This window comes from Egibacteraceae bacterium (genome assembly GCA_040905805.1).
Lineage (GTDB): Bacteria > Actinomycetota > Nitriliruptoria > Euzebyales > Egibacteraceae > DATLGH01.
In genome coordinates, this window is sequence record JBBDQS010000002.1 from 1 (window position 1) to 14,007 (window position 14,007).

At 72.8% G+C, this 14,007-nt stretch carries 17 protein-coding genes and 2 rRNA genes; 9 read left to right on the forward strand and 10 right to left on the reverse strand.

The genetic code is table 11. The features are described 5' to 3' along the window. The 3 genes from WD250_00325 to WD250_00335 form a co-directional block, all read left to right on the forward strand. Positions 1–186: ribosomal RNA gene (locus WD250_00325) — 23S ribosomal RNA — on the forward strand; the annotation flags it as partial. Between the two features lie 100 nt (positions 187–286). After that, a 5S ribosomal RNA gene (gene rrf / locus WD250_00330) occupies positions 287–403 on the forward strand. Positions 404–623: 220 nt separating this feature from the next. Further along, on the forward strand, positions 624–1,238 hold the full coding sequence (locus WD250_00335) for a hypothetical protein (GenBank protein ID MEX2618642.1): 615 nt from the start codon (positions 624–626) through the stop codon (positions 1,236–1,238). Positions 1,239–1,334: 96 nt separating this feature from the next. Here WD250_00335 and WD250_00340 read toward each other — a convergent pair whose 3' ends face one another. The 7 genes from WD250_00340 to WD250_00370 form a co-directional block, all read right to left on the reverse strand. Then, entirely contained in the window at positions 1,335–2,300 is a 966-nt protein-coding gene (locus tag WD250_00340) for an MBL fold metallo-hydrolase (GenBank protein ID MEX2618643.1), read from the reverse strand. Beyond that, positions 2,297–3,487: an AI-2E family transporter gene (locus WD250_00345; GenBank protein ID MEX2618644.1), complete on the reverse strand. Its 1,191-nt coding sequence runs from the start codon at positions 3,485–3,487 to the stop codon at positions 2,297–2,299. Before WD250_00345 ends, WD250_00340 begins: the two co-directional genes overlap by 4 nt. An 86-nt stretch (positions 3,488–3,573) precedes the next feature. Beyond that, positions 3,574–4,605, reverse strand: a complete 1,032-nt coding sequence (locus WD250_00350; GenBank protein MEX2618645.1) for a succinylglutamate desuccinylase/aspartoacylase family protein — start codon at positions 4,603–4,605, stop codon at positions 3,574–3,576. Continuing rightward, positions 4,602–5,069 carry a RimK/LysX family protein gene (locus WD250_00355; GenBank protein MEX2618646.1) on the reverse strand — a complete coding sequence of 156 codons (468 nt, stop codon included), beginning with the start codon at positions 5,067–5,069 and terminating at the stop codon, positions 4,602–4,604. The genes WD250_00350 and WD250_00355 overlap by 4 nt, the downstream gene beginning before the upstream one ends. After that, positions 5,066–5,959 carry a DUF1028 domain-containing protein gene (locus WD250_00360; protein MEX2618647.1) on the reverse strand — a complete coding sequence of 298 codons (894 nt, stop codon included), beginning with the start codon at positions 5,957–5,959 and terminating at the stop codon, positions 5,066–5,068. Before WD250_00360 ends, WD250_00355 begins: the two co-directional genes overlap by 4 nt. A gap of 25 nt (positions 5,960–5,984) precedes the next feature. Next, on the reverse strand, positions 5,985–6,146 hold the full coding sequence (locus WD250_00365; GenBank protein MEX2618648.1) for a hypothetical protein: 162 nt from the start codon (positions 6,144–6,146) through the stop codon (positions 5,985–5,987). 30 nt (positions 6,147–6,176) lie between these two features. Continuing rightward, positions 6,177–7,235, reverse strand: a complete 1,059-nt coding sequence (locus WD250_00370; GenBank protein MEX2618649.1) for a DUF1015 domain-containing protein — start codon at positions 7,233–7,235, stop codon at positions 6,177–6,179. A gap of 88 nt (positions 7,236–7,323) precedes the next feature. On the opposite strand from WD250_00370, the gene WD250_00375 reads away from it, so the two are divergent. Beyond that, positions 7,324–7,716, forward strand: a complete 393-nt coding sequence (locus WD250_00375) for a tetratricopeptide repeat protein (GenBank protein MEX2618650.1) — start codon at positions 7,324–7,326, stop codon at positions 7,714–7,716. A gap of 13 nt (positions 7,717–7,729) precedes the next feature. On the opposite strand, the gene WD250_00380 is transcribed toward WD250_00375, so the two are convergent. Further along, positions 7,730–8,497 (reverse strand): rhomboid family intramembrane serine protease, encoded by a 768-nt coding sequence (locus WD250_00380; GenBank protein MEX2618651.1) that lies wholly within the window; start codon positions 8,495–8,497, stop codon positions 7,730–7,732. A 111-nt stretch (positions 8,498–8,608) separates the two neighbouring features. Between WD250_00380 and WD250_00385 the strand changes: the two genes are divergently transcribed. The 5 genes from WD250_00385 to recN are packed head-to-tail and all read left to right on the forward strand — an operon-like array spanning position 8,609 to position 12,674. Further along, positions 8,609–9,076 carry a phasin family protein gene (locus WD250_00385; protein ID MEX2618652.1) on the forward strand — a complete coding sequence of 156 codons (468 nt, stop codon included), beginning with the start codon at positions 8,609–8,611 and terminating at the stop codon, positions 9,074–9,076. Next, positions 9,073–9,246 carry a hypothetical protein gene (locus tag WD250_00390; protein ID MEX2618653.1) on the forward strand — a complete coding sequence of 58 codons (174 nt, stop codon included), beginning with the start codon at positions 9,073–9,075 and terminating at the stop codon, positions 9,244–9,246. Before WD250_00385 ends, WD250_00390 begins: the two co-directional genes overlap by 4 nt. A gap of 9 nt (positions 9,247–9,255) precedes the next feature. Beyond that, on the forward strand, positions 9,256–10,068 hold the full coding sequence (locus WD250_00395) for a TlyA family RNA methyltransferase (GenBank protein ID MEX2618654.1): 813 nt from the start codon (positions 9,256–9,258) through the stop codon (positions 10,066–10,068). Beyond that, positions 10,065–10,982: an NAD(+)/NADH kinase gene (locus WD250_00400; protein MEX2618655.1), complete on the forward strand. Its 918-nt coding sequence runs from the start codon at positions 10,065–10,067 to the stop codon at positions 10,980–10,982. Before WD250_00395 ends, WD250_00400 begins: the two co-directional genes overlap by 4 nt. Positions 10,983–11,009: 27 nt before the next feature. Next, positions 11,010–12,674: a DNA repair protein RecN gene (gene recN, locus WD250_00405; GenBank protein MEX2618656.1), complete on the forward strand. Its 1,665-nt coding sequence runs from the start codon at positions 11,010–11,012 to the stop codon at positions 12,672–12,674. Positions 12,675–12,705: 31 nt separating this feature from the next. Here recN and WD250_00410 read toward each other — a convergent pair whose 3' ends face one another. Together WD250_00410 and WD250_00415 are read right to left on the reverse strand one after the other, a co-directional pair. Beyond that, on the reverse strand, positions 12,706–12,888 hold the full coding sequence (locus WD250_00410; GenBank protein ID MEX2618657.1) for a hypothetical protein: 183 nt from the start codon (positions 12,886–12,888) through the stop codon (positions 12,706–12,708). Between the two features lie 435 nt (positions 12,889–13,323). Continuing rightward, positions 13,324–13,569 (reverse strand): hypothetical protein, encoded by a 246-nt coding sequence (locus WD250_00415; protein ID MEX2618658.1) that lies wholly within the window; start codon positions 13,567–13,569, stop codon positions 13,324–13,326. Between the last annotated feature and the right edge of the window lie 438 nt (positions 13,570–14,007).

Sequence of the window (14,007 nt, forward strand, 5' to 3'; positions counted from 1 at the left end):
CCGGTTTGCTACGTACGGAAGGGATAAGCGCTGAAGGCATCTAAGCGCGAAGCCCGCTTCAAGATGAGGTCTCCCATCCCGTAAGGGAGTAAGGCCCCCGGCTAGACCACCGGGTTGATAGGCCGGAGGTGGAAGGCCAGCAATGGCTGTAGCCGACCGGTACTAATAGGCCGAGGACTTGCTGGATGCTCGCGCTCGCTATGGCGTTCCGTAGGGACGTGCCGGAGATCACTCCGCACGTCTCCGGAACCCAAACTATATATTTGCCGCCGATCCACGCGATTTGTTTCGTGGTCATAGCGGAGGGGACACACCCGGCTCCATTCCGAACCCGGTAGTTAAGCCCTCCAGCGCCGATGGTACTGCACGGGCGACTGTGTGGGAGAGTAGGTCGCCGCGGAACTCTCTGTGACAACAGCCGCCCTTCGGGGCGGCTGTTGTGTTTCGGCGACGGAAGGACGACCACCGTGGCGAACGAGGGTGGACGACAAGGCAGGGGCGGCCGACCGCCCCGGGGGGGACGGGAGACCGCGGGGGCCCCAGCGCAGCCGTTTCGTCCCCACCGCGCTCCGACCCCGGCGAAACCGACGCTGCCTGCCGAGCGTCCCCGACTGGACCGCGAGGTGTACCGGGAGCTGCGGTCGGCGGCCCGGCCCGGGGAGGCCGAGGACGTCGTGGCGGCCTTCGGCGGCGCCGGCGACGCGCTGGTCGCCGGTGACCTTGACCGGGCGACCGAGCTCCTGGTCTGGGCCAAGAGCGCCGCGGCACGGAGCAGCGTCATTCGTGAGGCGCTCGGCGTGGTGCGCTACCACGCCGGCGACTTCCCCGGGGCGCACAGCGAGCTGCTGGCGTACCGGCGCCTGTCCGGACGCCAGGACCAGAACCACCTGCTCGCTGACTGCGCGCGCGCGGCGGGGCGACCGGAGAAGGTGGTCGAGTACGTCGGGGCCATGGACGGCGACACCGTGCCGGCCGACCGGGTGGCCGAGGGGATCCTCGTGCTGGCCGGGGACCGGGCCGACCGCGGGGACACGCAGGGCGCCCTGCGGGCCCTCGAGCGGGCCGACCTGGCGCCGACGGACGTGCAGGACTACCACGTGCGCCTGTGGTACCTGGCGGCGGACCTGTCCGAACGACTGGGGGACCGGGAGGCGGCTCGGGACTACCTGGATGCCATCAGCGCGGTGGAGCCCGACTACCTGGATGCTGCGGAGCGTCTGGAGGCGCTCGACCGCTGACTGCGAATCGCCGGAGCCCGCAAGGTTCCCGTTCACCGGCACGGGGTCGTGTGGCCCGGTGAAGTCAGCGGGGGTGTGGCCGCGGCTGGGGGGACCTCACGGCGCTTCGGTCCGACCCTTGTCGCGCTCCCGGAAGTAGCGGACGAGCCCCATGGCGTTGGAGCGCACCCCGGTCAGCAGCGCGACCCGCCGGGCGGCGTCCGGGTCGCCGTCGGCCGGGATCGCCAGCTCGTCGGCGAAGCGCCGACCGAGGGTGTCGGCGACGTGGTCGAGCTCGTCGTGCCGGCCGCCGGCGCGGGCCTCTTGGAAGGCGGCCTCGGCCGTCTCGGCCCAGAGGTCCAGGCGTTCGGAGGCTTCGGCCAACGCCTGCTCGGGGGGGTCCACGGCGCCGTAGTGGGCGAGGTAGAGCATCGCCGGGTCGAGCGTGCGGTAGCGATCCAAGGTCCGGTGCGCGAGCACCAGGTCGAAGTCGGGCGGGGGGGTGGCGGGCCGGATGACCGCCATGCCCGGCATCTTCACGCCCACCGAATCCCCGACGAACAGCGCTCCGGTGTCATCGTCGAACGCCGCGATGTGGTGCTTGGCGTGCCCGGGGGTGTAGAGCAGATCAAGGCGCCGGCCGCCGCCGAGGTCGAGGATCTCACCGTCGGCCACCCCGCGCACCCGCTGCGCCTCGATGGGGGTGCAGTCCCCGTAGACGGAGTCCATGAGCTCGCCGTACACGCGTCGTGAGCTGGCGTTCAGCCGCGTGGGGTCGACGAGGTGGCGCGCGCCGACGTCGCTGACCACGACGGTGGCGCTCGGGAAGGCCGCGGCGATGTCCCCGGCTCCGCCCGCGTGGTCCAGGTGGATGTGGGTGCACACCAGGTAGGCCAGGTCGCCGGGCTCCATGCCGAGGCTGCGCAAGGCGTCGATCACCGTGTCGATCGACAGTGCGGGGCCGCACTCGACGAGGGTCGGGCGCGGCGCATCGATCAGGTAGCCGGCGGTGACCTTGGACATGCCGGCCGTGCGGGTGTCCACGGCCCGCAGGCCGTTGGGGAGGTTCTCGATGGCGGTCATGGGGACCCTTGATCGTCGTTCGGCAGCAACGGCAGGGGCACCTCCGCAAGCTCGGAGATCAGCTCGTGGCGGCGGACGTAGGTGGACAGCAGCGCCTTGCTGATGGCTGCGGCGGGCAGGGCGAGCAGCGCGCCGACCGCGCCGAGCAGCGTCGCGCCGACGAGCACCGACACGAACGCCACGGCCGGGTGGAGGTCCATCGTGTGGGCTTGCACCTTGGGGGCGAGCAGGTAGTTCTCGATCTGCTGGTAGATCGTCAGGAAGATCAGGACCCAGAGCGCCTGCACCGGTTCCTGCACCGCCGCCACGGTGATCAGCAGGATGCCGCCGAGGTAGACCCCGACCAGGGGCACGAACGCCGTCATGGCCCCCATCCACAGTCCCAGCGGCAACGCGAAGGGCACCCCGATCACCAGCAGGAACAGGAAGTGCGTGACCGCGGACGCCAAGCCGATGAACAGCCGTGAGTAGATGTAGCCGCCGGTCTTGGCGACGGCCAGCTCCCAGATCGCCAGCATCTCGCGCTGGCGGTCCGGCGGCAGCGGGCGGGCGAGGGCCTGGCGCAGCCGCGGCCCGTCGGCCACGAAGTAGAAGGTGATGAAGCCCACCGCGAGCATCCGGACGAACACGCCCGCGGCGGTCGCCCCGATGTCGACGACGTTGCCGGCGGCACCGAGGGCGACATCGCCGAGCCGGTCGCCCAGCTCGTTGGACCACTGCGCGACCTCACGGCGCAGCTCGGGGCTGGCCTCCAGGTCGACGTCGAACGGCAGCCGGCCCAGGAGCTGGTTCAGCTCGGTGATGGACTGCGGGATGGATCGCAGGAGACCGGTGACCTGGTCGACGATGAGGGGCGCCATCGCCGCCACCGTGCCGATGGCCATGAGGACCACCGTGACGAACACCGCGGTGGTCGCCAACCCGCGGCGCCATCCCCGGCGGGCGAGGTACTGCACGGCGGGTTCCATCGCGAACGACAGGAAGAGAGCGACCAGCAGCATGATCAGGACGCCGCGCAGCGCCGCGACGACGACGAACGCGAAGTAGGCCGCGATGACCACGACCACCAGGGAGCCCAGGCGCGCCGGCGTCAGCCAGGCTTCGCCGCCGTCCGGACGCCGATCGGCCGGCCTGCTCGGAGCAGCCTCACCATCACCATCGCGGTCGGTCTGCCCTGTGGCGTTCATGGACGACGACGCTAGGACGCCGGGGGAGGGGCGGCAAGCGGGCGCACGATCGCCGCCGCAGCGGGCCGCGCGGCCCCCTGCGGCCGTCAGCTGGACACCGGGTCGTCGTCGGTGTCCATGGCGTCCTCCTCGTCGGTGGGCTCGTCGATCCACCGGTGCTCGTGGCGTCCGAGGATGGCGATGTGCACCACGGCATCGCCCGGATTGACCAGCGGCAGGGTCGTCATGCCGATCACCACGCCGGCGTAGGGGGAGTCCTTCTGGTTGCGCTCGTGACCGAACGGGTTGACGACCGACCAGAGTGGTTGACCCACCGTGACGTCGTCACCCGGACCGACGAGCAGGTCGAGGATCCCCCCGCGCTCGGCGCGCACCCAGTGGGTCTCGTCGCTGATGCGGACGGGCTCGGCGGGCGGCGGGGGGAGCCGGTCGCCGCCCACCATCCCGAGCGCGCCCATCACCCGCAGCACCCCGGCCGTGCCGGTGGCGATGACGTCCTCCTCGAACCGCAGTGCCTCACCGCCCTCGTAGGTGAGCACTGGCACGCCCTCCTTGGCGGCGGCGTCCCGCAGGGACCCGGCGCGCAGACTCGCATCGATGAGGAACGGCGCGCCGAAGGCGTGCCCGAGCTGCGCGGCCCGGGGGTCGTCGAGGCCCGTGCGGACCTGAGGAGCGTTGGTGCGGCGGTTGGTGGCGGTGTGCAGGTCGACGCCGGCATCGGCCTCGGCGACGACCTCGGTCATCAGCGTGTTGGCGAGCCTGCTGGCGGTCGACCCGCCCGCCGTCCCGGGGAAGAAGCGGTTGAGGTCGCGTCGGTCGGGCAGGTACCGGCTGTGGAACTGCACCCCGAGGACGTTGACCATCGGCACGCAGACGAGGGTCCCGGCGATGTCGGCGGCGGTCAGCTCCAGCAGCAGCTCCCGCACGATGGCGATCCCGTTGAGCTCGTCACCGTGGATCGCCGCGGTCACGAACAGGGTCGGCCCGTCGGCGGCGCCGTTCACCACCGAGACGGGGATCGACAGCCGGTCGCCGGTGTAGCTCTCGCTGACCTTGAGCAGCAGGTCGGTGCGCGCGCCGACCGGCACCGACATGCCGCCGATCATGTAGGGGCTCACCGGCACCTCGTCCGCGGCTTGCGGTGCAGGGTGGTGTAGCCGCGGGAGGGGTCGACCACCGCGTTGCCCGCGATGGCCTGCCGGCCGAGGATCATGCGGAAGATCATGCCCGTGCGGTCGGTGACGGTCACCTCGATGTCGGTGTCGACCGGTCCGCAGACGAGCCGGGTGCGCACCACCGGACGCCGTTCGAGGACCGCGCCGGTGTCCCGGACAGACTTGTAGCCGATGACCTTCACCCGCGCTCGGGCGACCCGGTCCGGGCGCCTCCGGGAGAGGGGGATGACCAGGTCCAGGATCGGCAGGTCCTCACCGTCGGTCTGGTGCTCACCGACCTCCACCATCTCCATGACGTGGATCGCCGACGTCTTCGCGCCGGTGTCGAGCTTGACCCGCAGGCGCGTGATGCCCCACGCCGGCAGGGCGGCCTCCTCCTTCCAACCCAGCACCGGCAGCGCCGTCACGGAAGGACGCGCGTCAACAGGTCGGGGGCGGGCAGCAACCCCGACGGTGCGAGACGCCTGGCGGCCTCGACGAACTGCGGCGCCACGCGGTCGAGGGAGGCGAAGAGGGCGGCGGCCTCGTCCTCGCGGTGCGCCAGCGCCAGCACCGTCCCGCGCCACATCAGCAGATCGGGCTCGGCGTCGGGGTCCTCGGTGTCCAACCCGTCGAGCAGCGCCGCGCCGCCCTCGGGGTCCCCGTCCAGCGCGCGCTCGAACGCCGTGACCACCTGGTGGTAGCGCTCGTTGGAGTCGACCAGCCGGTCGAGCTCGGCGAGGGGGTCCTCGGCATCGTCGACCCGCAGGTCGACGACCTGGTCGCGCCACGGACGGCCCGTGCGGTGCGCCCGCACCACCAGGACCGCCGCCGAGCGGCGGCCGCGGAAGTCGCCTCCGGCCTCCTCGGCGGCGTGCAACCCGGTCATGAGGCGTGCGGCCAGCGGCCCGCTCGTGGCCTCGAAGGCGGCAGCCATCGCCTGCCACACCCATTCCGCCGCCACCATGTTGGCCAGCGCGACGCACTGGTCGCCGATGCAGTGACCCGCGGCGGGGATGCACGCCTCGCCGGTGTAGACGTCGGCGACCCCCCGTCCGTCGATCATGGCCACCTGGCGGCGTTCGGGATGCGGGTCGACGCTGCGCAGGGCGGTGAGCGCCTCCGATGCGGTGAGGCCGGCGCGCAACCCGTCGAGGCCGAGCTCGCCGTACATCGGCTCGCCCATCGACTGGGTGGCGATCACCCCGTAGCCGGGCAGGGCCCATGGCACGCTGCTGCCCACGGCGAAGGCCTGGGACTGGCACGCGATGCCCATCTCACCGGTCTCCGCATCTCGGGCGATGATCGAGTAGGTCATTGGCCCATCTTCTCAGATTTGTCCGTCACGCCTCGTCAAGCGCACGCAGCACCAAGCCGGCGCGGGGCTTGGGGCGGAAGAACGTGCTCTTCGCCGGCAGGTGCTCGCCCCGTGCTGCGAACCGCTCGGCGGTGGGCAGATCCACCGGTCGCACCAGGAACAGCACGGCGTCGTCACCGGCGCCCACGTCTGCGGGGGCGGCCAGCTGGTCGGGCCGTTACTCTACGCCGCCGGCGTCTAGTACCGGCAGCACCGCATGGTCGAGCAGCGCCGTGTCGAGGGCGCCCCAGGCCGCCGAGCGGTCGGGCGGCAGACGGGCGGTGAGCGCTGTCTCGTCGCGGGGCCGCAACACCGCCGCGCCCGCGGCGACGACCCCCGCGAGGACCGGGGGGAGCAACAGCCCGAACGCCCGCCCCGGGGTGCCCTGCAGCTGCTCCTGCAGCGCCCTCGGGTCGGTCGGTGCCGGCTCGAGGGACAGATCCTGGCGCAGGCGCCGGAGCGTTGCGGCGGTGACCCCGCGGACGAGACGGTGGACCCCGAGGACCTCGGGACCGCCGGCGGACGCGTCCACGATGTACATGAGGGTGCGCTGCCACGCCGGGCCCGGGTGCTCGGTGCGCGCCTGCAGGGCGGCGGCGTAGCGGTGGTGGCCGTCGGCGACCAGGACCGCCACGTCGGTCAGGGCGCGGCGCAGTGCGGCGATCTCGCCGGGGTCGGTCACCGCCCACACCCGATGGTCGACCCCGGCGGCGTCCGTCAGCGCCGCGACCGGTGGGGCGACGGGGGCACGGGTGAGCAGGGCGCGCAGGCGCTCGGACGCCCCGGTGGTCAGCGCGAACACCGGGGACAAGTCGGCCCGAAGCGCCTCGAGACGGGATCGCCGTGCGGCAACCCGGGTGGCGTCGACGGCCTCATGGGTCAGGACCGCGCTCCCGGGGCCGGGCGTGTCGAGGGCGACGGACGCCAGGACGCCCCGCTGCACCGTCGGCTGCCCCCGACGCAGCTCGTGCTCCTCGTAGCGGTAGAAGGCCGGCGTGGGGTCGGCGACCAGGATGCCGGTACGCCGCCAGCGACGCAGGGCCGCGCCCGCTGGCCGGTAGGAGCCAGCCGGGTCGGGCGGGGTGAGCAGCTCCAGGACCGTGTAGGGGCTCGCGGTGCGGTGCGAGGCGTAGGTGAGCGCGTCGATGTCGTCGTAGGCGGGGGCGCTGGTGGTGACGGGCTCTCCGGCCAGGGACGGCTCGTAACGAAGGCCGCGGAACGGCGCGGCGTCCACCACCCGTTGGTCCTCCTGCTCGCCGCTGCCCGACCTTGGCGCCGCCACCATACTGGGGGCGAGACCTCGCACCCGGGAGGGGACGTTGCCGATGCACGAGCGCACTGGGGGGCAAGGCCCCGGGACGGATGTCTACGCCCTGTACCAGCAGGGGCGGAGCCGGCTGGCCGACGGCAACGCGGGGGGCGCCGCGGAGATTTTGGAGCTGGCGGTACAGGAGGAGCCGCACAAGGCCTCCCTGCACGAGACCCTCGGTCGTGCCTACTTCGCCTCGTCGCGCGTGGACCGCGCGCGCGCCGAGTTCGAGCAGGCGCTGGAGCTCGACCCGTCCGACGCTTACGCCCACTTCGGCGTGGGTCGATGCCACGAACGGCAAGGACGCCTGCCCGACGCCGCGAAGCACTTCAAGCTGGCCTGCGCGCTGGCGGACCGCGACGACTACCGCCGGGCCCTGGCGCGGGTCCGCCACCGGCTGGAACGCTGATTCTCCGGCGTGGTCAGCGGGGCGGATCCTCCGGCAACCCCGACCGGGATCGTCGGCGGCGTCGCCGTTGGGGACGGTGTCCGAGCGCCAGCACGATCACCATGCCGGCGACGAAGCCGGCGACGTGGGCCAGGTAGGCCACGCCCCCCGAGCCCATCGGCTGGCCGAGCGGCAGCAGCTGCCCCACGAACCACATGAGCAGCACCAGGCCGGCGGGCAGCCGGAGGATCAGGAACAGCAGGATCGGTACGGTCACGGTCACCCGCACCCGGGGGAACATGACGAGGTAGGCCCCGAGCACCCCGGCGATCGCGCCGGACGCGCCGACGAGGCTCACCGCGCTGTCGGCATTGGGCATGACGAAGGCGGCGGTGGCCAGCGCGCCGCACCCCAGGTAGAACGCGGCGTAGGGCAGGTGCCCGAGCCGGTCCTCGACGTTGTTGCCGAAGACGCCCAGGTACAGCATGTTGAAGAGCAGGTGCAGCCAGCCGCCGTGCAGGAACAGGCTGTAGAGGGCTGCCGCGTACACCGGCTTGTCCGCGACCGGGGTCAGGGCGCACTGCGGGGGACTCACCTGAGCGACCTCAGACGCGTCGAGAGGCGCGCCTTGGACGAGCTCCGCCGGGATGGCGCCGTACTCCAGGAAGAAGTCACGTTGGGCGCACTCCTCGGCCGCCCACGGTTGCACGAAGGCGAAGACCCCGACGTTGACGGCGATCAGTAGCCAGGTGACCCAGGGCCGTCGCCGGGTGGGGTTGCGATCGCCGAGGGGGATGACCATGCGCGTGGCCCTGTCCGGGTTGCGGTTCCTGCCTGCGGGCTGAGGCCTTCGCTATGCTCGCATGTCACGAGGGGCACGCAGTCCCGCGTCGATCCCAGGTGGGAGGCAGCCGTGGAGAAGGACTGGCAGAAGAAGTACTGGGGCATGGCGAGCGGTCTGGTCGAAGCAACCCAGAAGCGTGCCGAGCCAGTCGTGCGCGCCATGGTGAAGCAGGGCGAGATCGCCGCGGAGAAGGCCGAGAAGGCCGTCGACGAGCTGCTGAAGGCGTCGCAGTCCAACCGCAAGGCCCTGAGCGCGTTGGTGCGGTCGGAGACGGAACGGGCCGTGGAGCGGCTGGGCCTGGTGCGCCGGAGCGACCTCCGGCACTTGGAGCGCAAGATCGAGAAGCTCGAACGGCAGGTCGCCTCCTCGCCGGGGGGTGCCAAGAAGTCGACGCCGAAGAAGGCGGCCAAGAGGTCCTCGGCGGCGAAGCGCTCGGCTGGCAAGAAGACGGCGAAGAAGTCCGCGGGCAAGAAGTCTGCTGCGTCCACGGGCTCGGCCAAGAAGTCCACGCCGCCGTCCGATGCGGGTGAGCGGTGAGCGAGGACCCCGGACTGGAGCGGCTGCGGGGACGACTGGCCGCGCTGGAGGAAGCACCGCTGGGCGAGCACCCCGACGTCCTCGACGAGGTCCACCGGGCACTCGTGGCGGAGCTGGGGAGTCTTGCCGAGACCCGTGCCGAAGGGACCTCCCCGCGTGCCGGCACCTAGTTGCCGGCGATGGCGCGACGTCGCGCACGGCTGGACGCCGAGCTCGTTCGCCGGGGGCTGGCGGGCAGCCGTGGTGAGGCCGCGCAGCTCATCGCGGCCGGCCGTGTGACCGTCGGGGGCGCCCCGGCGCTGAAGACCGCGACGCAGGTCGCCCCGGACGCGGCGCTGGTGGTCGCCGCCCCGCCGAGCGCGTACGCCTCCCGCGGGGGGCACAAGCTCGCGGGCGCGCTGAGCGAGCTCGACATCGCCGTGCGGGGGCGCCACTGCCTGGACGCGGGCGCGTCGACCGGGGGGTTCACCGACGTCCTCCTCCAGGGCGGCGCCGCGCGGGTGGTGGCCGTGGACGTGGGCTACGGCCAGCTCGTGTGGCGGGTGGCCAGCGACCCGCGCGTGGTGGTGCTCGACCGGACGAACGTGCGCCACCTCGTCGCCGCGCAGGTGCCGCGGCCGCCCCCCGACCTGGTGACGGCCGACCTGTCGTTCATCTCGTTGACGCTGGTGGTGGCACCGCTGGCTGCGCTGGCCGCGGCGTCGGCCGACCACCTGCTGCTCGTCAAGCCACAGTTCGAAGCGGGGCGGGGACGGGTCGGCAAGGGCGGTGTGGTGCGCGACCCCGCGGTGTGGGCCGAGGCCCTGTCCCGGGTGGTCGGGGAGGCCGGGGACGTCGGGCTGGGCCTGGCGGGGGCGTGCCCGTCGCGGCTGCCCGGTCCGGCCGGCAACGTCGAGTTCTTCGTGCATCTGCGCGCCGACGCCGACCGCGCGCCCGGAGCCGTCGTCGACGCGGCCGTGGAGGCCGGCCGTCATGTGGCCGGTGAGGCATGAGCGTGGACCCGGGGTCCACCCTGGCATGGGGGCCGCCCGCCACGGTCGGGCTGGTGGTGCACGGCGGGCGCGTCAACGCCCGGGCCGCCGCCGCGGACTGCGTCGCCGCGCTGCGGGACGCCGCCATCCGGGTGGTCGGGTGCGCCGGCGACGGCTGGGAGGGCGGCACGCCCGAGCTGGCCCCGGTGCGCGCCGCCGTCGAGGTGCGGGAGCCCGACGCCTTCGACGCGGACCTCGACGTCGTGGTGGTGCTCGGCGGCGACGGCACGTTCCTGCGGGCGGCGTGGCTCGTCCGCGGTCGGGGCGTCCCGTTGCTGGGGGTGAACCTGGGGCGGCTGGGCTTCCTCTCCGACGTGGAGGTCGCCGAGCTGCCCGCCGCCCTGCGACGCCTCGCCCTCGGGGACTTCACCGTCGAGGAGCGCATGACCCTCACCGTGGAGATCCGCGACTCCGCGGACCGCTGCGTGGCCACCAGCTGGGCGCTGAACGAGGCCTCCCTGGAGCGCGTCGTGCCCCAGCGCCTGGTCGTGATCGAGGTCCGGGTCGGCGACACGTTGTTCGCCCGGGTGCCCGCCGACGCGATGATCTGTGCGACCCCGACCGGCTCGACGGCCTACGCGTTCAGCGCCCGGGGCCCCATCCTGTCGCCGTTGCTGGAGGCGATCCTGCTCGTGCCGGTCGCGCCCCACTCCCTGTTCGACCGGACCCTGGTGGTCGACCCGCGTGAACCGCTGTCCATGCGCCCCGTGGAGGGGCAGTCCGCCTCGGTGGTGAGCTGCGACGGGCGCAAGCCGCTGCCGGTGCCGACCGGCGGCTCGGTGCGGGTGCATCGCGGCGACGGGCCGGTGCGCATGGTGCGCTTGGCCCCGTTCGACTTCTACGGGCGCGTGCGGCGGAAGTTCGGCCTGCAGTAGGGCCCCGCCTGCCTAGACTCCGGGCACATGTTCTCAGAGCTGGTGATCCGCAACCTCGGCGTGATCGACGAGGTGACCCTCGATCTCGCGCCCGGCCTGAACGTCCTGACCGGGGAGACCGGCGCCGGCAAGACCATGGTGGTGTCGGCCATCGAGCTGCTGCGCGGCGGCCGCGCCGACGCCGAGCGCGTCCGCGCCGGCGCGGACACGGCGGTGGTCGAGGGCCGCCTGGTGCCCGCCCCGGCGGCTGCCGCCGACTGGCTGGAGCAGGGCGACGACGAGCTGGTGGTCTCCCGTGAGGTCGGTGGCGACCGCAGCCGGGCCCGCCTCGGCGGGCGTCTGGCACCGGCGTCCGCGCTGGCCGACACGCTGGGGGCCGTCGTGGAGATGCACGGCCAGTCCGACTCCGCCCGGCTGTCGACGCCCGCGGTCCAGCGCGAGCTGCTCGACCGGTCGGGGGGCGAGGCGGTCGCCGGCGCCGCCGCGGCCCACCGTGATGTGTACGAGCGGTGGCGGGCGTGCGGCGACCAGCTCGATGCGCTGCGCAGCGACGACCGCGATCGCGCCCGGGAGCTCGACCGGCTGCACTTCGAGCTGGAGGAGATCGACGCGGTCGCGCCCGAGGGGGGGGAGGAGGACGCCCTGGAGGCGAGCCTGCAGCGCCTGGAGCACGCCGAGACGCTGACCCACGCGGCCGCCGAGGCCGCGGGGGCGATCGCTGCGGACGGGGGAGCCCGGGACGCGCTGGGGGTGGCGGTGGCTGCCCTGCGCGCCACCGCCGGTCTCGACGAGATGCTCGATAAGCTCACGGCTCGCACCGAGGGGCTGGCCGCCGAGGCCCAGGACCTGGGACTGGAGCTGCGCGCCTACGCGGAGGCCCTGGAGCCCGACGCCGACGGGCTGGAGGCGCTGCGGGCGCGGCGTGCGGCCCTGGCCCGGCTGACCCGCAAGTACGGTCCCGACGCGCAGGCCGTGGCCGCCTACGCCGAGGAGGCGCGCGAGCGCCTGATTGCCCTCGAGAGCTCGGGGGAGCGCCTCGCGGCACTCCAGGCCGAGGAGGCGGAGCTGGCGGCCACGGTGGCGGCCGCCGCCGAGCGGCTGACCGCGGCCCGCCGTAGCGCGGGCGACCGGCTCGCCCGGTTGGTCGGCGAGCACCTGGCCGAGCTGGCGATGGCCTCCGCGACGCTCGAGGTGGCCTTGGAGCCGGCCGCGCTCGGCCCGCACGGTGCCGACCGCGTCGAGTTCCGGCTGTCTCCGCACGCCGGTGAGGTCGCCCGTCCTCTCGCCAAGGCCGCGTCCGGCGGCGAGCGCAGCCGGGTGGCGCTCGCGGTGCGCCTCGCGCTGGCCACCGCCGACGAGACCCCGGTGCTGGTGTTCGACGAGGTGGACGCCGGCATCGGCGGCGAGGTGGCCCGAGCGGTGGGGTCCAAGCTGGCCCGGCTGGCGCGGGGCCGCCAGGTGCTGTGCATCACCCACCTGGCGCAGCTGGCCGCGCACGCCGACGCGCACTTCGTGGTGAGTAAGTCCGAGGCCGGGGGGCGCACCGTGGCCGGGGTCGAGCGGCTGGACGAGGGCAGCCGGCTCGCCGAGCTTGCCCGCATGCTGTCGGGTGACCCGGGCAGCGCTGTGGCGACCGAGCACGCCGCCGAGCTACGGGCCGCCGCCCTGGCCGAGTCCAGCCAGGGTTGGTAAGATGCCGCGCCCCGTGCTCGGAAGAGGTAGGTCAGGACTGGTGGAGCGCGTCGTCGAGATCAGCGAGCACGGACCGGCTTCGGTCGCTGAGGGACTCGTCCCCAAAGACCTCCATCGCGATGTGGCTCACCTCCGCCGCGCTGGAGGCACCAACGACACGGGACAGGACGAGGATGTCGGCAATGTCGCCTTGGCGGGCGGCGCGAACCTTCATGGCCAAGAGATGGCGGGGAGACGCGGCGACAGCCGTGAGGCCCGGGCGATCCAGGACCGCCGAGGCGTCAACGTCCGGCCCGGGAGGGAGGTAGGAGGTCGCCTGCTCGTTGAGCCACCAGGACGGGAGGCCTAGCCTCGGCGGCCACTACCCGTGCCTCGGCCACGACGGAGCCCTGGTGGCGCCTGATGGCCGTATCGAGGTCCATGGTCGCGTCCCGGGCGTTGTGGGCGAGGACCATGGCTCCCCGCTGCTGCCCCTTCCCAGGCGCTCGTTTCGTCCGTGACACTGAAACGAAGCACCTTCTCGTCAGCCGGCTCCGGGTCGGGTTTCGGGTGTCGGCTCGGGCTCCGGCGCAGGTGTCGGCTCCTCCGGCTCGGGCTCTGGGTCGGTGAAGCCATTAACATCATCAGGCGACCCGGGGGCGGGCGCGGGTCAGACTTGCCCGATGAGCGTTGGGTCGTTGCCCATCCGCATCCGCAGGTCCATGTAGAAGGCGTCGAAGGCCGTGCCCTTCACCTTGCTATACATGTTCTGCTGGACCTTGTCGGCGGTGCTGCCCTCCGGCCAACCCTGTAACGTCCCGCCAACGAGCGCGGCGAACGCATGGCGGTACAAAGCGATGAAGCGGTCCCGGTCGTTGTCGAGCAACGCCCGGGCATCGTTGAGGAACTCGCACATGCGCTCAGCCTCGACGGCGGTGTCTGCGTCGGTGGCCGCCACTGAACGCCCGAGCGCGCCGCACAGGGCGAGGACAACAAGGTACGCGCTATAGGTGACCTCGCCGAACCGCTTGAAAAGAGCGACGATCTGATCTCGGGGTCGGAGGTGCGCTCGAGTTGCTCCTGTGCGTCGTGGCCCGCCACGACCGCGTCGAAGATGGTGCCGTAGATAGTGTTCTCGACTCCCTCTTCGGCGTACACCCCCTCAAGCACGTCGCCGCCACCTCCTCAGCGCAGGCAGGCCCTCGGCGAAGGGGCCGGCGACGCCTTCACCGCCCCACACAGCGGACGTGTTCGTGGGCGTGCCTGCCCCGTCTGTGCCAGCAGGGCCTGTGGATAGGCGGGTACGCAACTACAGACTACAGGTTGAGATCGATCAGATCGCCGCCGCGGTCAC